The organism is Paenarthrobacter sp. NPDC056912 (genome assembly GCF_042786555.1).
Lineage (GTDB): Bacteria > Actinomycetota > Actinomycetes > Actinomycetales > Micrococcaceae > Arthrobacter.
On sequence record NZ_JBHUCD010000025.1, the window covers coordinates 1 to 20,855 of the forward strand.

General features: G+C 65.0%; 17 protein-coding genes. 9 read left to right on the forward strand and 8 right to left on the reverse strand.

Annotation, left to right across the window (positions count from 1 at the left end):
- The first annotated feature begins 206 nt into the window (after positions 1–206).
- The 8 genes from ACFRJ9_RS21090 (at position 207) to ACFRJ9_RS21125 (ending at position 11,288) form a co-directional block, all read left to right on the forward strand.
- Positions 207–623: an acyl-CoA thioesterase gene (locus ACFRJ9_RS21090; RefSeq protein ID WP_377672110.1), complete on the forward strand. Its 417-nt coding sequence runs from the start codon at positions 207–209 to the stop codon at positions 621–623.
- 31 nt (positions 624–654) lie between these two features.
- Entirely contained in the window at positions 655–1,422 is a 768-nt protein-coding gene (locus ACFRJ9_RS21095; protein ID WP_377672112.1) for a copper homeostasis protein CutC, read from the forward strand.
- Between the two features lie 252 nt (positions 1,423–1,674).
- Positions 1,675–4,761, forward strand: a complete 3,087-nt coding sequence (locus ACFRJ9_RS21100; protein ID WP_377672115.1) for a glycoside hydrolase domain-containing protein — start codon at positions 1,675–1,677, stop codon at positions 4,759–4,761.
- Position 4,762: 1 nt separating this feature from the next.
- Positions 4,763–6,700 carry a DUF5107 domain-containing protein gene (locus ACFRJ9_RS21105; protein WP_377672118.1) on the forward strand — a complete coding sequence of 646 codons (1,938 nt, stop codon included), beginning with the start codon at positions 4,763–4,765 and terminating at the stop codon, positions 6,698–6,700.
- An 85-nt stretch (positions 6,701–6,785) separates the two neighbouring features.
- Complete coding sequence (locus ACFRJ9_RS21110) at positions 6,786–7,388, forward strand: DUF1349 domain-containing protein (protein WP_377672120.1); 603 nt, start codon at positions 6,786–6,788, stop codon at positions 7,386–7,388.
- A gap of 62 nt (positions 7,389–7,450) precedes the next feature.
- Positions 7,451–9,685 carry an McrB family protein gene (locus tag ACFRJ9_RS21115; RefSeq protein ID WP_377672123.1) on the forward strand — a complete coding sequence of 745 codons (2,235 nt, stop codon included), beginning with the start codon at positions 7,451–7,453 and terminating at the stop codon, positions 9,683–9,685.
- Positions 9,686–9,800: 115 nt separating this feature from the next.
- Positions 9,801–11,009: an McrC family protein gene (locus ACFRJ9_RS21120; RefSeq protein WP_377672259.1), complete on the forward strand. Its 1,209-nt coding sequence runs from the start codon at positions 9,801–9,803 to the stop codon at positions 11,007–11,009.
- Between the two features lie 33 nt (positions 11,010–11,042).
- Complete coding sequence (locus tag ACFRJ9_RS21125) at positions 11,043–11,288, forward strand: PLDc N-terminal domain-containing protein (RefSeq protein ID WP_377672125.1); 246 nt, start codon at positions 11,043–11,045, stop codon at positions 11,286–11,288.
- Between the two features lie 13 nt (positions 11,289–11,301).
- On the opposite strand, the gene ACFRJ9_RS21130 is transcribed toward ACFRJ9_RS21125, so the two are convergent.
- A complete protein-coding gene (locus ACFRJ9_RS21130; RefSeq protein WP_377672128.1) occupies positions 11,302–12,972 on the reverse strand; it encodes a sensor histidine kinase in 1,671 nt (556 codons plus the stop codon).
- Between the two features lie 99 nt (positions 12,973–13,071).
- On the opposite strand from ACFRJ9_RS21130, the gene ACFRJ9_RS21135 reads away from it, so the two are divergent.
- A complete protein-coding gene (locus tag ACFRJ9_RS21135) occupies positions 13,072–13,815 on the forward strand; it encodes a response regulator transcription factor (RefSeq protein ID WP_377672131.1) in 744 nt (247 codons plus the stop codon).
- Positions 13,816–13,825: 10 nt separating this feature from the next.
- On the opposite strand, the gene fdxA is transcribed toward ACFRJ9_RS21135, so the two are convergent.
- Genes fdxA through ACFRJ9_RS21170 form a run of 7 tightly spaced genes read right to left on the reverse strand, consistent with a single transcriptional unit; the run spans position 13,826 to position 20,854 of the window.
- Positions 13,826–14,110 carry a ferredoxin gene (gene fdxA / locus ACFRJ9_RS21140; RefSeq protein WP_144647967.1) on the reverse strand — a complete coding sequence of 95 codons (285 nt, stop codon included), beginning with the start codon at positions 14,108–14,110 and terminating at the stop codon, positions 13,826–13,828.
- A gap of 6 nt (positions 14,111–14,116) precedes the next feature.
- Positions 14,117–15,601: an aldehyde dehydrogenase family protein gene (locus ACFRJ9_RS21145; RefSeq protein WP_377672133.1), complete on the reverse strand. Its 1,485-nt coding sequence runs from the start codon at positions 15,599–15,601 to the stop codon at positions 14,117–14,119.
- A 25-nt stretch (positions 15,602–15,626) separates the two neighbouring features.
- Positions 15,627–16,439 carry an SDR family oxidoreductase gene (locus ACFRJ9_RS21150; RefSeq protein ID WP_377672136.1) on the reverse strand — a complete coding sequence of 271 codons (813 nt, stop codon included), beginning with the start codon at positions 16,437–16,439 and terminating at the stop codon, positions 15,627–15,629.
- On the reverse strand, positions 16,439–17,374 hold the full coding sequence (locus tag ACFRJ9_RS21155) for a dihydrodipicolinate synthase family protein (protein ID WP_377672139.1): 936 nt from the start codon (positions 17,372–17,374) through the stop codon (positions 16,439–16,441). Before ACFRJ9_RS21155 ends, ACFRJ9_RS21150 begins: the two co-directional genes overlap by 1 nt.
- A 32-nt stretch (positions 17,375–17,406) precedes the next feature.
- Positions 17,407–18,213 (reverse strand): enoyl-CoA hydratase-related protein, encoded by an 807-nt coding sequence (locus ACFRJ9_RS21160; protein ID WP_377672141.1) that lies wholly within the window; start codon positions 18,211–18,213, stop codon positions 17,407–17,409.
- Positions 18,210–19,493: a CaiB/BaiF CoA transferase family protein gene (locus ACFRJ9_RS21165; RefSeq protein WP_377672144.1), complete on the reverse strand. Its 1,284-nt coding sequence runs from the start codon at positions 19,491–19,493 to the stop codon at positions 18,210–18,212. The genes ACFRJ9_RS21160 and ACFRJ9_RS21165 overlap by 4 nt, the downstream gene beginning before the upstream one ends.
- Entirely contained in the window at positions 19,490–20,854 is a 1,365-nt protein-coding gene (locus ACFRJ9_RS21170) for an FAD-dependent oxidoreductase (protein ID WP_377672147.1), read from the reverse strand. The genes ACFRJ9_RS21165 and ACFRJ9_RS21170 overlap by 4 nt, the downstream gene beginning before the upstream one ends.
- Position 20,855: the final 1 nt, after the last annotated feature.

Below are 20,855 nucleotides of genomic sequence, written 5' to 3' on the forward strand. Positions count from 1 at the left end.
GGCAAGATCGTGGAGCAAGGCAACCACACCGAGCTACTCACCCTCCAAAGCGCCTACTACCGGCTATACATGTCCCAGTTCGCCGGTGAGGAAGAGACCGCAGTGGACGACTCGACGGCGGTGCACAGCTGAGCACGGTTCCGCTGAGTACTGAGTCGGCAGACCCGGCATCCACGGCACCCCGGCGCATAGAGGTCCTTGTACCCATGCGCTGGGGTGACATGGACGCTTACGGTCACATCAACAATGTCCAGATTGTGCGCATGCTCGAGGAAGCCCGCATCGCCGCCTTCGGGCCTCCCCGCGGTGCCGGTCTTCCCGGCGTAGAGCCACCGGCGGCCCTCTTCAACGATGTTGAGGAGGGCACCATGACCCTCGTGGTGGAGCACAAAGTCCGGTACGTCCGGACGTTGGAATACCGCAACATCCCGGCCGTCGTGGAGATCTGGGTGGGCGCCATCAAAGGCGCGAGCTTCGATCTCCACTACGTCATCAAGGACCCCGTCACTCGGGAAGAGTGCGTCAAAGCCACCACGCACCTGGCATTCGTTGCCGAGGCCACGGGCAGGGTCCTGCGGCTCACGCCGGAGCAGAAGGAGAAGCTGGAGCGGTGCCGCGCCTGACGCCGCGGCCCGGGGCCCGTAGAGTTTCAGCATGAAACTTGAAATTGCCGTGGTGAGTGCTGCTGGTGCCGGGACAGCCGCGTCCGAAGGCGCAAATCGTGTTGAGCTCTGCAGCAGCCTTGAGCTGGGAGGCATCACACCCAGCCAAGGACTCATGGAAGCCAGCATGGAGCACGTGGACGGGCGCCTGGAGATCCATCCATTGATTCGCTCCAGGCCCGGTGATTTCCAGTACTCCGCATCGGATGTGGACACCATGGTGCATGAGATCCGGCACCTGCTTGCCCAAGGGGCGCACGGCGTGGTCATCGGAGCGCTGACCCCCGAAGGCAATGTGGACACCCGCGCCATCCGGCGTCTGGTGGACTCGGCCCGGGAAGCCAACGCGGACGCCCAGGTGACCTTTCATCGCGCCATTGACCAGTCCCGTGATCCGTTCGCGGCACTGGATGAGTTGTTGGATCTCGGCTTCACCAGGGTCCTCACGTCGGGGCACCAGGCAACCGCGGGCGCTGGTCTGGAAACACTGTCCGACATGGTGGACAGAGCAGCCGGTGCCTTGGAAATCATGGCCGGCGGGGGACTGTCCCTGGACGATATCCCGGCGATGCATGCAGCGGGCCTGTCCGCCGTTCACCTTTCTGCCAAGAAGACAATCTCCACGCTGGGCGTCGGGGCCATTTCGCTCGGCGCCCAGGACGGTGCCGACCCCACGGCGTACACCGTGACGAATCGCGAAATTGTCCGTGCAGCGAGGGCCGAGATCAACGCGCTGGAGTTGGGTGCACCGCCGGCGTGAAGGCTTTCCCACAGGCCTGGCCCTTGCTGGACCTTTGTGCCGACATCATGAGGCTGTTTTTGCGGACCCGCCCCACATACGTGGACAGGCGCGTCTTGCTGCTTAACGAGCAGGCTGCAAGTTCCCGTGATCGCTGAATGCCAGTGAGTACGCATCGTAATGACCCTTTACGATTCCACGGAACGCCGGGATGATGTAAGGATTCACCAACTCGGTGAAAAGCCTCGGAAGCTACCTTCAGGAGTCCCAGCGATGCCGCTGCCCTCGCCGGTTTCATCGGCCACCATTTCCTCTCCGGCAACCAGTCGAAACGGCAAACCCACAACGGGCCACCCGGAGGTGGATTGTGGCACCGGGACGTGGGACAAACTGCTCTACGGGAACCACCGGTTCGTGGTGGAAGTGCCGAAACCTGGAAGCACCGGAGTAACCCCGGCCCACAGGGTTGTCCTGCCTTGGCGTCGGCAGGACACGGACCCTGCCGCTGTAGAGGTCATCGTCATCTCGGAAACAACAGGCACCAGGGTCCGGAACATTCTCGTGGAAGAAGCCACGCGGGAGTCGGGAACCATCGTTTTCGAAGCCATTGACGGACCAGGAAGCTACTTCTTCTACTACCTGCCCTACGCCATGCTCGGAAAGCCCCACTATCCGCAGGCGCAGTACCTCCCGCGGCGTCCAAGCGCAGAACCGGCGTGGGCCGCCGTCGTCGGGGCTTCCGCATGGTGGTTGAACACGCAACCGGAGCTGCCCAACGCCACTGCCCTCCGCTACGAGGCTGCCAGCGAGCGTGACTCCTTCGCGCCCATGAACTTCACGGCCCGCGCTGACGAGCTGGAAAGCCTTCACAGGAGCTACGCGGACAGTGCTTTCCTGGTCTTCCCGGAGGACCGGCTGAACCCGGTTTCCCTGCGCGGCGAAGTCCCGGCGCACTGGGCGATCAACGGTCCGGCGCGAACATTCCACGGGACAGCCCAGCCCGGGGAGGACTACGTGGTCCAGCTTGGGCTGTACGCGCTGGTGGACCTGGAGAGCATCACGGTGGACGTGAATGCCCCGTCAGGCGGGCACTGCATCAACACCGACGGCGTCGATCGCCTTGGCGAGCCATGGCACAGGAGCCTGGCCGTTCGTGGGGGAAAGGTGCAGGCACTGTACGTCATCCTGCCCGTGCCGCGGGACGCGACCGGCCAGACGCTCACCGCCGTGGTCACCATCAACGCGGCCGGGCATGCCGGGTACGCCGGGCAGGAGATCGAGGTTGCGTTGGACGTGGCTGCCGGCGAGGAATCCGACCCGGCAATCCTGGCGGGCGGCTTCGGCGACCCGCGATTCCTGCGGCGGTTGGCGTGGCTGGATTCGAAGGTGGCCCAGGACGCGGAATTGGTGCACCCCTTCACAGCCGTCACGCTGGATGAACCGGCAAGGACGCTGGGGATCCTGGGCAGGGAGCTTCGGCTGGCCGAATCCGGGCTGCCGGCGCAGGTGACGTCCACGTTCACCGCCGCTGTCACAGCCACGGACGGTCCCGCCGTCGAGCTTCTCGCCTCTGAAACGCGACTGGAGGTGGAGGGCATCCACTGGGCGTACTCACCGCTCCGTTTTACGGTGGAAGGTCCGGCACGGATCTCCTGGCGTTGCCACTGGAGCGGACAACAGGATGGCAAGGCCGCGGCCTTGCTGGAGCTGACTGGCGTCCTCGACGCCGATGGTGCAGTGTCGTACTCGCTGCGGCTCGGTCCGGCGCGGACTTTGGATGTGCCCGACGTCGGCTTGCAGCTTGGGTTCCATAAAGCTGCGGTACCGCTCGCCATGGGTTTGGGGGTCCCGGGTGGGCGACGACCGGAGACCCTGGACTGGACGTGGGACGTGGCGTCGAAAAACCAGGACGCGTTGTGGCTCGGTGGCACCAACGCCGGGGTTCAGTTGGCTCTGCGCGATGGCAGCTACGAACGGCCGCTCAACACCAACTTTTACCGGGAAAAGCCGCTGCTGGAACCGGCCTCGTGGGCAAACCGGCAGGAGGGCGGTGAAGGCACTGTCCGCGGCGGGGTCACGCTCCGAACCACAGACACCACCGTGCAGCTCAGTGCTTCCAGCGGCCCCCGAACGCTGAAAGCAGGCGAGCCACTCGAGTTCGATTTCCGCCTCCTGTTGACACCGTTCAAGCCAATCCAGCCAAGCGCGCACCTGGGCAAGCGCTATTTCCATGAGCCTGCCGAGCCAGCACTTATCAAGGGCACCGGGGCCACCATGGTCAACATCCACCACGCCACAGCCCCGGCTCCATACATCAACGACCCCCTGCTCACGGAGGGTTCGCTGCGGAGTTACGTGGCCGAGTGCCATCGGAACGGACTCAAAGCAAAGATCTACAACACGGTCCGCGAGCTCACCTTCCACAGCCCCGAGCTGTTGCCGCTGCTGCAACTGGACCACGAGATCTTCAGCGATGGTCCGGGAGCAGGCCACATCTGGCTGCAAGAGCATGCCGGAAGCGGCTATGTTTCGGCATGGTTCGCGCCGAACGTGGAGGACATCGCCGTGGTGACTACGGGCGAGTCGCGGTGGGAGAACTTCTATGTGCGCAGCCTCCAGGAACTTGCCAGCGGCGAGGACGGGATCGACGGCATCTACCTGGACGACATCGCCTACGACCGGCATGCCATGCTGCGCGTCCGCAAGGTCCTGCAGCGTGCTTGCGAGGCACGCGGGGTGGAAGGCCCGGAAATCGACCTCCACTCCGCCAACCAATTCACGGCCCATGACGGCTACGCGTCATCGGCCAACCTGTACATGGAGCAGTTGCCTTATGTGGACAGGCTATGGCTGGGGGAGTACTTCGACTACGACACCACCGATCCCGACTACTGGCTGGTGGAAGTGTCCGGCATCCCGTTTGGACTGATGGGCGAAATGCTGGAAGGCGGCGGCAACCCATGGCGGGGCATGGTGTTTGGCATGACCGGCCGGGCGCCCGCCGTGGACAACCGTCCCCTCTGGGAATTCTGGGCAGCCAACGGACTGGACCGCGCGCAGATGGTGGGGCACTGGGACCCGCAAGCGCCGGTCCGGACCAGCCACCCCGACGTCCTGGCCACCACCTGGCTAACGGAGCGCGGCATAGTTGTAGCGCTGGCCTCGTGGGCCGAGCACACTGAGCATGTGACGTTGATTTTCGACGACGCTGCCGCCACCGCGAGCCACCTCAAGACCGCAGCAGCGAACCCCATGGAAGCACCCGCGATCCGCGGCTTCCAATCAGCCGCGGCCTACGCGCCGGGCGAATCCCTCACCATCGAGCCGCAACGCGGCCTTCTCCTCCTGATCGGATACTGACGTGGCAGACACAACAACGGCCAACCTGACCGTCACCACCATCTCGCTGACCATGGCAGAGATCGGACTTCTGAATCCCCTTCCAGTGGTCGCAGCTGAACTGGACCAGCCGTACACCGTGGGCGAGGGCGTGCCGGAGGAACTCCAAGCGTCGGCCCGGTACGGCGTGGTCCCCAACGTCTACCCCTACCTCATGCAGGACGGATACAGCCGCGAGGCAGCACCCCGGGAGGTGCCCGCCGTCGTGCTTGAAAACTCCAGGATCAAGGTGACCGTCATCCCGTCCTTGGGTGGACGTATCTGGGAAATCTTCGACAAAGAGACCGGAAAACAACTCCTCCACACCCACGACGCACCGCAACTGGCCAACATCGCACTGCGCAAGGCGTGGTTTGCCGGCGGGCTCGAATGGAATATCGGCACCCGCGGCCATTCGCCCACCAGCTGTGATCCGCTGCACACGGCGATCGTCCACACCCCCGACGGCAAGCACATCCTGCGCGTCTGGGAGTACGAACGACTGCGCCAAGTGGTGTTCCAAGTGGACATCTGGCTGCCTGCCGACTCAGCGGTGGTGTTCGCCGCCGTCCGGCTGCGCAATCCGAACGATCACGACGTTCCCATGTACTGGTGGAGCAACGCCGCCATCCCCGAGACCAACCGCACCCGCGTCATCGCCCCCGCTGATGAGGCTTTTGGAAGCGACTACACCACGGACATCACCAGGGTCCGGCCCACCGCCCACAACGGCTACGACGGCACCTGGCTGGTCAACAGCCCGCACGCCGCGGACTACTTCTTCGACATCGACCCCTCCGAGCGGCGCTGGGTGGTGGCCGCCGACGACGACGGCGACGGGCTGGCGATGCTGTCCACGGGGTTGCTGAGGGGCAAGAAACTCTTCGTATGGGGCCAAGGACAGGGCGGCAAACGGTGGCAGGAGTGGCTAAGCCCCGGAGCGGGTCCCTACGCCGAGATCCAGGCGGGCCTCGCCCAAACACAATTCGAACACCTGGTGATGCCCGCCGGTGCGCAGTGGGCCTGGGTGGAGGCCTATGGCAACGGAAAACTGGACCCGGACACCTCCCACGGCACTGACTGGGATGCCGCCGTGGCCCAGGCCAGCCAACGCCTGGAAGAACTCCTCCCGCACGAGGAACTCGAAGCCATGCTCCCGGAGGCCATAGGGAACGCCGACGTACCGCCGTCGAAAATGCTGTTGCACGGCAGCGGATGGGGGGTGGTGGACCGTGAAAGGCGCCGGAAGGCCGGATTGGCCTGGATCGATGAGAGCGGCACGCCGTTCGTTGACGAGAGCGTGACGGAGGAGCAGCAACCCTGGCTGGACCTCCTGGCAGGAAAAGCGTTCGACGGCGCGCCCGGTTTCGTCGCCGGTGCGGACTGGGAGGCGCTCCTGTCCGGCCAGGACAGCCCCGAAGCGATCTTCCACCTGGCCACCATGAGGCATGCCCGGCAGGACCTGGAGGGTGCCAAGGACGGCTACGGACAAGTAATCGCCGCAGAGGGTGCCAGGCCCCGGACCATAGCGCTCGCACACCGCGGCCTGGGACTGGCCCTGCTCGCAGCCGGGCAGGACCCTGAAGGCCTCGCCGAGCTGAGGAATGGCGTGGAAGCTGACTCCGCCAACACGGCGCTGCTCACGGAAGCCATCACACTCAGCATCCGGCACGGCGATCCGGCCCTGGCGCTGGAACTCAACGAATCGGCACCCAAGGCCGGTGCCGGCGTCGGACGTATGACGTTCCTCAGGGCGCTGGCGCTTGCACGAACCGGGCACGCCGCGGAAGCCGCCGCGATCCTGCGCGAGGGCGTCGAGATTCCGGATCTCCGGGAAGGGGAGGACGCGCTGGCGGACCTCTGGCAAGAGGTGTGCCCGGACGACGCTGTGCCGGCGGCGTACCAGTTCGGAATGCATTGACCGGTGCTCCGGTGTGGCCTCCCGCACATCCGGGGCAACCTCTGAAAGCGTGTTCTGGACGCAGCCACGACGAACGGAGCACGCCTTGATCCCCGAAGTAGCCGGACTTCCACCCTTGGAATGGACGTCATCGCCTGGCCACTCGAGCTATGACCAAGCGGAGGGAACCTTGACGCTCACGGCAGCGCCCGGCGTCGACTGGACCAACGATTCCCTCGGGGGAGAGGCCCAGCACGGCGCCACCGCGCTGGGCTTCCAGGCCCCGGCCGCCTTCTCGCTCTCGGCACGGGTACTGGTGGCCTCGCCCAGGACAACGTTCGACGCCGGCGCGCTGAGTCTGTGGGCGGACAGCGAGCACTGGGCCAAGCTCTGTTTCGAATACTCTCCGCAAGGGGAGGCCATGGTGGTCAGCGTGGTGACCAACACGTACTCGGACGACTCCAACGGGCCCGTGGTGACGGCTCCCTGGACCTACCTGCGCGTCAGCAGGGTAGGCCAGGCCTGGGCGTTCCACTCCTCAGCCGACGGCCGGGAGTGGTCCTTCGTGCGCCTCTTCAGGCTGGACACGGACAAGCCCGTGCACGTTGGTTTCTTGGCCCAAGCACCCTTGGGGGAGAGCTGTGAAGCACGTTTTGACGTCATCGAATTGAGGGCGGAACCTCCAGCGGATCTGCGGGACGGCAGCTAGCCGTCCCGCAGTCGGGCTGTGGATATCCAGATGCTTGGCTAATCCAAACAAGGTAAGTTGGCATGGTGACCCCCTCCGTGAAGCCTGCCATTGACCGTGCCACCGGAATCTCCAAGGAGATCGAGGATGCGGCCTGGTATGTGCTCGGTCCGGCGCTTCAGGGGAGACCGTCAGCGCTGGACGGAACCACTCTGACGTGGACCGCGGACGCGGCCGGGGAGCTGCTGGAACGGCTTGAGCGCGGGGTGGCGGATTCCAAAGCCCCCATGATGACCAACCTCCGGCAGAACCTGGACGGCGCTTCCCGCGAAGCCAAGCTGTTGGCAGTGGAGCTGCTGTTCCTGCAGTCCTTGCCCCTGGCCCATGAGGTCAAGTCCCTGCGGGTCAAGCGCGCCCGCGTTGCCGAGGCAGCGTCCTGGGTTGAGCCGTCCATCGAGCTGCCCGAAGAACTGTACGAGGGCATGACGGACCACGGCGTGATCCGCGACCGCACCGCCGAGTTCAACTGGACCATCTGGGACCACCTCGCCTGGCTGTGCCGCTTTGTCGCCCACGTGGACAGCCAAAGCACCCAAACCATCAACCACGCGCTCGCAGATCCCTTGGCGTTCCATGAACTCGCTGTCGGCACGCCCGAGGACCAGCCGGCCCTGCGTCGGAGCATCGAATACCTGGTGTGGCCCAGCTATTTCGAACCCGTGGTGGCAGACGTGGAGCGCCGGGAAATCCGAGACGCCTTCGCCTCGCTCGTTGGCGGTGCCAAAGGCGATACGGACGAGGACACCACGGCGGACATCCACCGCATCCGCCTGCACCTCGACGAGCAGGCCGGGCAACGTATCGACTGGTACGCCCGCCAGCTGGTGAGCCAGTGGCGCAAGGTCGGCGACCCCGGCCGCCGGTCGTGGCTTTTGAGGACCCACCAGGACAATGCCGAGCTCCTGGCCGCGTGGGTGGCCGAAGAAAAGGCCACTTTGGACGTCCAGCACCTGCGCGCACTCACAGCAGGCGTGACGGCGGGCGTTGTCCAGCATGCCGTGGACGAGGACTACAAGCACCTTGGCTACGTGGAGCGGGAAGACACCAAGACGGCCGTCTTCGCTTTCCTGACGGTCATGAAGCCCGGTGACCTTACCCTGTACCAGCACGCCGGGAGGGTTCGCGTAGGCGTGGTCCTTGGCGAGCCTGAGCACGATGAGGACAACCGGCGCATCCGCCGCAAGGTCCGCTGGTTCGATGACAGCTACGCCATCCCCGAGCTTCCCCGCCATGCACAGCGCCAGCTCTCCACCCCGGGCATCCTCGTGGACGTCACCAGGGTCATCCAGGCCCTGCAGGAACTGCTCCCCGTAGAAGCCGAAACCGACGGCGAGGACGAGGCACCGCCCACCGCCGTCGTCGAGGTTGTCCAGCAAGGTTTCCGTCCCCTGACCGAAGAATTCGCAGCATCGCTGCACATGGATCTGGAGCCGCTGAAGGAGATCGCGGAACTCCTGGAAGAGAACCGCCAACTGGTCCTTTACGGCCCTCCTGGTACAGGCAAGACCTACCTGGCCAAGCACCTTGCCGCCGAGCTGGCGGGCGACAGCACCGACGAACGCGTGAAGCTGGTGCAATTCCACCCCTCGTACGCGTACGAGGACTTCTTTGAGGGCTACCGGCCGGACAAAACCGACGACGGCCAGGTCTCCTTCAAGCTGGTGGCCGGTCCGCTGCGCAGGCTTGCCGAGGAAGCCGCCAAGCCGGAAAACTCGCACAAGCCGTACTTCCTGATCATCGACGAGATGAACCGCGCCAACCTGGCCAAGGTCTTCGGTGAGCTGTACTTCCTGCTGGAGTACCGCGACGATCGCATCTACCTGCAGTACAGCCCCAACGAGCCCTTCAGCCTCCCGGACAACCTTTACATCATCGGCACCATGAACACGGCTGACCGCTCCATCGCCATGATGGACGCCGCCATCCGCCGCCGGTTCGCGTTTATCGAACTGCACCCCAATGTGCAGCCCGTCCAGGGAACGCTGCGCCGCTTCCTTCAGGCGCGCGGGTTGGACACGCTCAATGCCGATCTCCTGGATGCGCTCAATGCCGCCATCGACGATTGGGACAGGGACCTCATGATCGGGCCGTCGTACTTCATGAAGAACGCCGCCCAAAATCCTGTTGGCTTGCGCCGCATCTGGAAGTACGAGCTCATGCCGTTGCTGGAGGAGCACTACCACGGGCAGCTGAACCGGGCACAGTTGGAGGAACGCTTCGGCCTGGACCAGCTGCTGGGACGACTTGCGGCCCGCTAAGGCCATCCCGCCGCGGCCGGGAAGGGCGCCGGCAAGCGCTGTGGCGGGCAGGGTGCCGGCCACCGCCACGGGCACCAGTGCCAAAAAGGTCAACGCCGGGCCCCGGCATATCGTCATGGACGAGCTCTCCGGCGGTGTAGTGGACAAGCTCGATCCCGAGTCGGCGGCGTTCATCAACGCCAGCGGCCTGGCCAAGGCTTCGCCCATGGGCATGGGCCTCTTCAGGATCGAACCCGTGGGCAAGGTGGGCTCGGTCAGGACCGCCACCGTGCAGCTGGAAGTCCGGCCCAAGGACCGGCTTGGGCTCAGCCGCCTGCTGTTCCTCCTTAGCTACGCCGGCGAGCAGGGCTTCCGCGACCATTCAGTGGAGGCCGTGGAGCACCCGGATCTATGGAGTGCACTCGCTGAGTCACTGGCACAGTTGGCGGACAGGGCCCTTAGCCGCGGTGTCCTGCAGGGCTACCTGACCATTGACGAATCGCTGCGCACCGTCAAGGGCAGGATCCGGATCTCGGACCAGATCTCCCGACGACCCGGCATGATGGTGCCGCTGGAGGTGTCCTACGACGAATTCACCGAGGACATCGCTGAGAACCGCATCCTTCGGGCCGCTTTGGAGCGGATGGGCCAAGTCCCGGGGGTACGTGCGGACGTCCTGAGCCGCTTGCGGCAGCTCAAAGGAAAGCTCGACGCCGTGACCCGCCTCCAGCCGGGGGCACCACTGCCGCCGTGGCGGGCCAACCGGATGAACCTCAGGTACCACGCCGTGTTGCGCTTGGCCGAAGTGATCCTGCGCAACGCCTCCGCTGAGGCCGGCCAAGGGAAACAGCAGACAGCCTCGTTCGTGGTGGATATGGGCCAGGTCTTCGAGGAGTTCGTGGGAACGGCGCTTCGCCATGCCATGGCTGCCCACCCGGGGGAGATGCGCCTGCAGTACGGTGCCCTGCTCAACGAGGCAGTCCGCGACAGCGACCGCCTCACGGTCCGTCCCGACGCCGTGCACTTCCTGGGCGGCCGGCCCGTGGTGGTCTACGACTCCAAATACAAAGCCGCCTCCGACCATGGTGCGTCCCTCAACGGCGACCACTATCAGTTGCTGGCGTACTGCACGGCGCTCCGGGTCCCCACCGCTTGGCTGGTGTACGCCGGCCCGGGGGAAATGAAGCTGCGGCGCATCCTGAACACGGACATCGACATTGTGGAGTACCCGCTGGACCTGTCCATGCCGCCGTCGGAGATCCTGGCCGCGGTGGCCGACCTCGCCGAACAATCCTGGGGCGAGGTAGTGCGCCACGCTGTGGCGGGTCGCTCGGCGTCGGACTAGCCTGATACATAAACCTACGCAGATGGAGGCATCATGGCTCGCAGGAAATCATGGCGCGATATGAGCAAGGGCCAACGAATTTCCGTCATGGTCAGCGGTGTGGTGAACATGGCCCTGCTTGTGGCTGCGCAGCGCAGCATCGCCAAGACCCCCGACTCGACCATCAGGGGCAAGAAGGCAGTGTGGCGCGCTGTCTCGTTCATCAACTTCTTTGGTCCCGTGAGCTGGTTTGTCTTCGGCCGCCGTCGGGATGCCGCCACACTCAAGCCGGCAAGCTAAGAAACCCTGTAGCTCAGGCGGGCATCTTCACGGTGAAGGTGGTGCCCCGCCCTGGTTCGCTCTGAAGCGTGATGGTACCGCCGTGCGCTTCAACGATTGCCTTGCTGATGGGCAGGCCGAGACCGACGCCGGGGATGGTGCTGTTGCGGACGCCGCCAGCGCGGAAGAACTTGGTGAAGGCTTCGGCCTGCTCTTCCTCGTTCATGCCCATGCCGGTGTCCGTGACACGGCAAAAGACAAAGTCCGAGTCCTCCCAGGCAGCCACTTGGACGTCCCCACCGTCGGGGGAGTACTTGATGGCGTTGGACACCAGGTTGTCCAGCACCTGGGCTATGCGTGACGAGTCAACATGCGCTTCCAGGGCGTCCGGAACGTCCATGGAGAGCCGGATGCCGGCTTTCGCGGCGCGGGGTTCGGCGGAATTGACGCTGCCGCGCACCAGCTCGGCCACGTCCACCGCATGGGGCTGGATGACGATCTGGCCCGACCGCACGGCCAACAGATCCGAGACGAGCGTCAGGAGCCGCTCCGCGTTCCGCCGCACAATGTCCAGTTGATTGCGGGAGCCGGCGTCGAGTCCGTGGGGTTCATCGAGGATCAGCTCCACGTAGCCCAGGATGGACGTCAGCGGAGTGCGGAACTCGTGGGAAACATTGGCAACAAAGTCGTCCTTCGCCGCCAGCGCGTTCACCAGGTCCGTGACGTCGCTGAACACCACCACCGAGCCCGCGAACTTTCCGGAGTCCTCCACCATGGGCCGGGCGCTGGCGGTGAAGGCCCGCTGGTCCTTTCCGCTGCCGAGCCACACCAGCTGATCGGTGAAGCGTTCGCCCAGGACAGCGCGACGCACCGGGCGACGATCCACCTGCAGCGGCGTGGTCCTGTCCGTGTCGAAGACCAGCAACTGGGATTCGTTGGGGTCATCGTTGTCCGGCGGACTTGCCAGGCCGTGGGTCTGGCGTTGGCGGCGATTCATGAGGATGTCATGGCCATCGCCATCCACGGCCACCACGCCCAGGGGCAGGGCTTCCATCACGGTGTTAAGCAGGCGTTCCTGCTTGGTGCTGGCATTCAGCATTTCCTTGAGTGCCTCGTCCTTTTCCTCCAAAGCACGTTGCTGGCGCACCATGCTCAGCGTCAGCACGCTGACGGAGACGCCGATGCCGAGGATCAGGATAGGGAACAGCAGCGGCTTGGTGAGGGCCTGCTCGGTGACGGTTCCCCGGATAAACAGGGGAATCCAGACGATGGCCAGCGGGCCAAGAAAAGACAAAGTAATGGCCAGCCTCGGGTAGAGGCCAGAGGCGCACAACCAAATAACGGGAAGCACCACCAGCACGCTGAGGCCCGTCAGAGCTTCCTGGCCCCCTTCGCGTCCGAAGGCAATCGAGACCATGTCAAGAATGGGAATAGCCAGGAAACTCGCGAAGGGCAGCCGGTGCCACGGCACAATGATGCAGAGCGCCAAGAGGAGTGCCTGGCTCAGCAGGAAGATGAGAAACAGCGGATTTTCGAGGGTGGCAGGGAAAAACAGCCAGACCAGGACTGCCGAAATGCAGACACACACGGACAACGGCAATTGACTGAGGACAACCCTCATTCGCAAGGTATGTTCGTGGAACGAGCGCTGAAACACCAACAATTTCTTCTTTTCGCCAATATCCCAGGTCGAGGGGTGGGTCATGGCACAACCACCAAGGATGCAGAAGAAAGTCGGTTCATGAGATCAGCCTAACCATAATGGATATACTTCTGAGGTTATCGAAGGGGCTGAGGGGCTGCGATGAGTGAAGCACGTGTGGGTCTGGTCATTGAAGACGATCAGGATATTCGCGAATTAGTACGTGTAGTTCTTTCCCAAGCGGGATTTGATGTGCATGTTGCATCCACGGGATCTGCAGGTGTGACGTCTGCGCGAGAGCTGAATCCGGACGTTATTACCTTGGATCTGGGGCTTCCGGATATCGATGGTTTCGAGGTCGCGCGGCAGATCCGGAAATCGTCCGACGCTTACATCATCATGCTGACGGCACGTGCCGAGGAACTGGACACCCTGATGGGCCTGGAGGCCGGTGGTGACGATTACCTCACCAAGCCGTTCCGTCCCCGCGAACTGCGCGCCCGGGTTGAGGCCATGATGCGAAGGCCGCGCGCGTCGTCGGACTCCAAGAGCGTCCCGGAAGAAGTGGATCCTGAGGTGACCCACAACGGCTTGGCAGTGTCCGCAGGTTCACGCACCGCCGTCCTGAACGGGACGGAGCTCAAGCTCACCCGGACCGAGTTCGACCTTTTGCTGGCGTTGCTGGAGACCGGGCGGATCGTGCGGACCAAGGCAGATCTCGCCCGCCGACTGCGTAACGAACCCTACGACGTCGGCAGTTACGTCAGCGACGCGGACGAGCGCGCCGTCGAGGTACATATGGGCAACTTGCGCAAGAAGCTTGGCGACAGCATCCAGGCCCCCCGCTGGCTCGAAACCGTCCGCGGTGTCGGATACAGGCTCGCGCCCTTGGCCGTCAGCAACTAGCCGTCAGCCACTAGCCCACGCGCAAGGGTTCGGCCGCGACCACAGGATGGTCGCGGGCCGAATCCTCGAAGAACTCCGCGTTCGCACGGACATAGTCTGCCCACTCGTCCGGCACGTCGTCCGCGTAGTAGATCGCCTCAACGGGGCACACGGGATCGCACGCACCGCAGTCCACGCACTCTGATGGGTGGATGTAGAGCGAGCGTTCGCCCTCGTAGATGCAGTCCACCGGACATTCATCGATGCATGCTTTGTCTTTGACATCCACGCAGGGCTGGGCGATCACGTAGCTCATGGTGTACTAAACACCCGTGTAAACGGTCTTGCCCCACGTGAAGAAGTCCAGTGCGGACCGTCCTTGCTCGCGGAACGTGTTGGTGGAGGAGTCCTTCACGCCGCCGAAGGGCACGTTCAGGTCCAGGCCTGCCGTTGGACGGTTGACCTTCACCACGCCAGCCTGGGCGCGGGCGGCAAAGTCCGTTGCGAGGGCCAGGGAGTCCGTGCAGATGCCGGCGGTGAGGCCGTAGCGGGAATCGTTGATGGCGGCCAGGCCTGCTTCGTAATCGGGCACCTCGAGCACGGCAACTACGGGCCCGAAGATCTCCTCAGTCACGGCTGCGTCATCAAACGGCAGCCCGGTGAGAATCGCCGCCGGGAAGAACAGCGCGCCCGTGGGGTCGCCGTCGTATTCTCCGTGCAGGAGCGTCGCACCGCGTTCGACGGCGGTACGCACCGCAGCCTGGTCCTGTTCGAACTGCTGCCGGCTCACCACGGCACCTATGCGGGCAGTGCCGTCAAGGCCATCCCCGGTGGTGTAGGCGGCGGCTTCTTCCGTGAGCGCCTGCAAGAACGCGGGGCGGATGCCCGGGGTGACGTAGACGCGGGAGGTCGCCGTGCAGGCCTGGCCGGTGAGCCCGAAAGCACCTGCGGCGACTACCTGCGCGGCCTTGCGGGCATCGGCGTCGTCCAGGACCAGGACGCCGTTCTTTCCGCCCATTTCCAGCTGGACACGGGCGCGGCGGGCATTGAGGATCTCCTGCAGACCAAGGCCCACATTCGTGGAGCCGGTGAAGGACAGGCCGGCGATGCGGGGATCGCGGGCCAGGGCGTCGCCCACCACGCGGCCCTTGCCGTGCACCACATTGAACACGCCTGCAGGCAGTCCGGCGTCCTGCAGGGCCCGGGCCAGGTGTGTGGCGGACAGCGGGGTGAGCTCGGCGGGCTTGATGACCACGGCGTTTCCGCTGATCAGTGCCGGGGCGGTCTTCCACGCCGGTATGGCGATGGGGAAGTTCCACGGCGTAATGAGTCCCACCACGCCCAATGCTTCACGCCGGGTGGTGATGGTGGTGTCCGGAAGTCCGCTGGGCAGTACTTCGCCGGTGGCGGCCCAGCCGAGGGAGCCGAAGAAACGCAGCACGTCCGAGGCACGCTTGACCTCCCCCTTGGCTTCGGCCAGGGTCTTGCCTTCTTCGCGGACCAGGTCCTCGGCGATGGCGGTTTGGCGTTCGATGAGCAGGTTGCCGGCCGTGATGAGGATGGCGCCACGGGAAGGTGCGGGCAGGGCAGCCCACGCGGGCTGGGCTGCGGCGGCGGCCGTGATGGCGGTGTCCACGTCCTGGGCTGTACCGCTGGGCGAGAGCGCAGCGAGTTCGCCGGGCCTGGCCGGGTTCATCCGTTCGGTATCGGCGGCGCCGAGCCATTCTCCGTTGATGAGGTGCTGGGCGGTGATGTCGCGCTGCGAGCTGAGGCTGTTGGCTTCGGGGGCAAGGGCTGTGGACGTCATGGATTTTCCTTCGAAAGTGGTGGGGCTAGAGGCTGCGGATCAGGCCGCCGTCGCACCTGAGTGCGACGCCGGTGATGTACGACGCCGGTGCGCTGCACAGGAACGCGGCAGCGGCACCGAACTCGGCGGGTTCTCCGTAGCGGCGGGCAGGGATGGTTTTACGTGACTCGAGCCGGATCTCTTCCAACGTTGTGCCGCGCCGCTTGGCCGCGGCGTGGTCCAGCTGGGCCACGCGGTCCGTGGCGATCCGGCCGGGGAGGAGCAGGTTCACAGTGACCTCGTCCAAGGCGACTTCGGCGGCCAGGGTCTTGAGGTAACCCGCCAGGGCCGCCCGACCCGTATTGGACACAGCCAGGTTGGGCAGTGGGGCCGTGACGCCGCTGGAACCAATGGCAAGGATCCGGCCCCAGCGCCGTTCCCGCATCCCGGGCAGGACGTGGGAGACCAGCGCATGGTGGGGTTTGACCAGGAGGTCGAACGCCGCGGCCATTTCGTCTGAGCTCAGTGTCGCGGCGGCACCGGGCTTGGGGCCAGGGCCGTTGAGGACCAGGATGTCGATGGGGCCCAGATCCGCCACGGTCTGTTCCACCGCGGATTCGATGCCCTCGGCAGTGGTGAGGTCGGCTTCGATGGCAACGGCGTCAAAGCCGCTGGCACCCAGTGAGCCGCTTCCGTAAGCAGTTTGCAGTTCAGCGACGATCTCCTTGGCACGGTCCCGGCGACGGCCGACGATTGCCACCCGTACGCCTTCGGCGGCCAAGGCCCGGGCAACAGCCAAGCCGAGCCCGCCGGTGGAAGCGGCGACTAGTGCGGTCTTTCCGGCGATTCCCAGATCCATCAGAAGCTCCCCACTGTGGACTTCGCGGCATCGAGTGCCGCTGCGGCCTCGGTGAGGTGCGTGCCCATGCTGCCTCGGAGGCCTTCAGGGAAGCCGGCAGCGGGTGCGCGCACACCGGAGTCTTTGATGAGGCCGCGTTCACGCAGGCATTCCTTGCGGATGGCCAACGCCACTTTGGCCTGCTGCTCGAAGTTGATCAGCGGCAGGTAGGGGAGCAACTCGCGCTGCGCTGCCTCGTAGCCGTCTTCCTGCCAGGCATGAACACAGGCGATGAGGGCTTCGGGGTAGGAGAATCCGGTCATGGCTCCGGCGGCTCCGGCCATCAGTTCGTCCAGCAGTCCTTGCCCGCCCAGCCCACCGAAAACAGAAACCCCGACGCCGGCAGTCAGCTCAGCGATCGCAACACTGGTGGGGGGTGCCTCGGCCTTGACGGCAATGACGTAATCGCAGGCGGTCACCACGGAGGTCAACGCCTTGGTGGGCATGCTGACGCCGCTGGCCAACGGATAGTCCTGCAGGACAACCTTGGCGCCGGTGGCCCGGTGGATTGCGTCCAGATGGGCGATGGCCGTCTCGGGCTTGGCTGAGTTGGCCTGCACCATGACGGCTGCGAGCCGGGTTCCGGCCACGTCCTGGGCTGCCAGGACTTCTTCGATGGCCGGCCGGGTGGCCAAGGCGGTCACGCCCACCACCAGGGGAAGCGAGGTGCACTCGAGCACAGTTTCCAGGACCTGGCTGCGTTCCTGCACGGTCAAGGCGGCTGCTTCGCCGAAGACGCCCAGGACGGTGAGGCCGGTAGCCCCGATGGCTTGGTAGTGCTCCACGAGCTCCGACAGGCTGTCCAGGTCCACGTCCAGCGTGCTGCCTTGGAACGGTGTGGCAACAACGCCCCACACGCCGGCAGCCAGGGATTCGCGCGCAGAAGTCTGCTTCATCGGTATCTCCTTGTGATCGTTGGTGTCTTGCATCAGCGCCCCGGCCAGACCGGCGGGCGCTTTTCCTGGAAGGCTCGGACGCCTTCGGCTGAGTCTTCGCTGTCCAGCGCCGCCATCAGGGCGGGCAAGCGCAGGCCTCGTGCTTCCTTCGCAGTGAGGTGGGTGGTCTGGGTGACCATCTGCTTCACGGCCCGGACCGAAGTGGGGGCGCAGGAGAGGATCTGGTCCACCCAGCGCTGCACTGCGGCGTCGAGCTCCTCCGCGGGAACTACCTCATTGACCAGCCCCATGGACTGCATCTGGGCAGCGTCGGCTTTTCGGCCGGTCAACAACATGCCCATGGCCTGCGTGTACGGAATCCGCCGCACTAACTGGTGGATGCCGCCGTCGAGCGCCAAGCGCCCAACCCGAGGCTCGGTCAAGCCGAACTTCGCGGTACCGGCTGCCACCACGATGTCCGAGCCGAGCACCATCTCCATGCCGCCGCCCAGGGCGTAGCCGTTGACGCGCGCGATCACGGGGATATCGAGTGTGGTGCGCAGGCTCAGGCCGCCGAAGCCGTTGGGATCCAGTCCGGCCCAGTACTCCAGGCCGGTCTTGTCCACGGCCGAGGCGGACATGTCCGCACCGACTGAGAAGGCACGGGATCCGGCGCCCGTGATGACCACGGCACGCACTGAAGGATCACCTTCCAGTTGGTCCCAGATGTCGTTGAGCCTGGCCTGGGCGGTGGCATCGACGGCGTTGAGCACGTGCTGGCGGTCGATGACCACCGTTGCCACGTGGTTCTCGATGGTGAGGGTGACGGTGTCGACGCGCTCTTCAACTGACGCGGTCATCGCAGGACTCCCAACTGCTGCAGGCGTTCGATGGTTTCCTTATCGAAGCCGTTCTCCAGCAGGACCTCCACGTTGTGCTCGCCGAGGCGAGGTGCGGCACGGCGGATAGTGGGCGGCGTCGCCGAAAGCCGGATGGGCGCGTTCAACATGCGGACAGTGCCCACGGTGGAGTGTTCGGCTTCCACGATCATGCCGTTGGCCTCTGTCTGCGCATCGGCCAACGCCTGCTCCAGGGTGTGCACGGGAGCATTGAGCAACCCCTGCTCCTCGAGCTGGTGCGTCCAGTACTCGGTGGAGTTGGTGGCGATGTGCTCGCGGAAGATCGCCTGCAAGGCGGGCTTGTTCTTGAACTGCTGTTCCAAGCTGGAGAACTCCGGACGCTGCGTCAGGTCCTCGTCCAGCCCCAGGGCGTCGGAAATCCGGGCCAGCGGGTCAGGGGTAAAGCCGCCCACCATGCACACAGCGCCGTCGGTGGTTTCGAAGACGCCGCTCAGAGGCATGGCACCCCAGTTGACCTCGTAGCCGCGGTTGAGCTGCATGCACGCCTCTTGCATCTGCAGGTGCAGCATGGAGTCGTACATGGTCACCTCCACCTTTTGGCCGGCGCCAGAGGTCTCCCGGGTGCGCAGCGCCAGCAGGATTCCCTGCATGAGGTGCATGCCGGTGATGTAGTCGCAAAGCGTGGTGGGGTAGATGGCAGGCTTGGCGTCCTCGGACTCCCGGCGCCACATCACACCGGAGTAAGCCTGCGCGATCGCGTCCTGGCCGCCTTTGTGTGAGTACGGCCCAACAGGTCCGAAGCCCGTGCCGGATGCCCAGATGATTCCGGGGTTGCTTGCCTTCAGTTCCTCGTAGCCGAAGCCCATGCGTTCCATGACGCCGGAGCGGAAATTGCTGACAACCACGTCCGCGTCAGCCATGAGCCGGTGCAGGACCTCGCGGCCCTCCTCGGTGCGCGTATCCACGGAAACGCTGCGCTTGTTCCGGTTGATGGACAGGAAGATCGGGTTGTCCTGGCCGTCCTGGTCCGGGAACGAGTTGCGCGAAATGTCGCCTGCGCCCGGGCGTTCCACCTTGATGATGTCCGCGCCGTAGTCACCGAGCAGTTGCGTGCAGGACGGGCCCATGAACACCTGCGTGAAGTCCACGATCTTGATCCCGTCCAGCGGGAGCGGAACCGGCGCGGCCTCCGGGGAGGCGAGTGCCGCCGTCGTGCTTTCAGCGGCCTGTTCCAAAGTCACGGTATCCAAAGTCACGGTATCCAATGTCACAGCGCTCATGCCGGCACCGCTGCGGTTGCGTCGACGGTGGCGTTCGACGACGGGACGTCGCCCGGGTCTGCACCGTGGCGGCGCATGCCCTGCTGGATGTCCAGGGCTGAGACGTCGCGGACCAGGAGGTTGTTCTCCACTGCGAGGGCTGCTGCGACACCGACGGCCTGGCCCATGGCCATGCAGGGGGGGATCTCGCGGGACATCTTCTGCGCCTCCGGAGTTGCGGAGTAGTGGCGGCCGGCCACCAGGAGCTGGTCCACTTCCTTGGGCAGCAGCGAGCGGTACGGGTAGTAGTAGTCGCGGCCGCGGGCCACGGTGTCCGCGAAGTGGCGGCGCTGGGTGACGTCGTCCTTGGTCATGACGTACTCGCCCTCAAGGAGCCGCGTCTGGCGGACACCCATCTGGGAGGCGACGTCCAGCATGTAGCAGTTTTCGAAGCCGGGGAGGTTGGCGCGGACGTAGTCCACGGCCTCGGAGATGCGGTCCCGGGCGGCGAATTCCGCGGCCGTCATGTCGGCGGGGTCGACGCCGTCGAAACCTGACATGTGCGGGGCGTTACACCAGACCACGCCGTCAATGGGCGTCTTGAGCCACCACAGTTCCCAGGCGCCGCCGAGGAGGCGCTTGATCTTGCGGTTGATGGCGCGGGCTTCCTTGGGGTTGGCTTGCTCGAAGGCTTCTGCGGCGTTGGTGTCCACGTTGCCCAGGCGGAAGACCAGCGTGGTGAGGTAGTTGTCCTTGGCGTAGCTGGCGCCGGCACGTGAGGCGACGTCGATGTCGCCGGTGGTGTCGATGACGACGTCGGCCATGAAGGCCTGCGGGCCCAGTTTCGTTTCGCAGATAACGCCCTTGATGACACCGTTGTCCACGATGGGACGGGAGAACCAGGAGTGGAGGCGGAGGTCTACGCCGGCCTCGCGGACGAGGTCGTTGGAGACGCGCTTCCAGCCGTCAGGATCGAAGGCCGCGGCGTAGCAAATGGGTTTGGGGTTGGTGTGGGAGTGGAAGTCGAAGGTGCCGTAGCGGCCCCACTTGTTCCAGAGTTCCTCGGAAGTCTTGCGGTCATCGGCGGGCGGGACGATTGCCAGGCCCAGCTTCTGCAGGCGTTCCACATACTCGGAGACGATTCCGGTGACGGTGATTTCCTGGCCGTTGATCATGTCGTCGAGCACCAGGACCATGCCGCCGGAGGCCAGGCCACCCAAGGATGAGTAGCGTTCCAGCAGGGTGACCTTGGCGCCGGAACGGGCGGCGGTGACGGCAGCGGCCACGCCTGCGGGGCCACCTCCGACTACCAGGACGTCGGAGCGTGAGATGACCGGGGCGGTGAGGTCCGCAGTGGTGGTGCTGAGTTCAAGGGAGTTCATT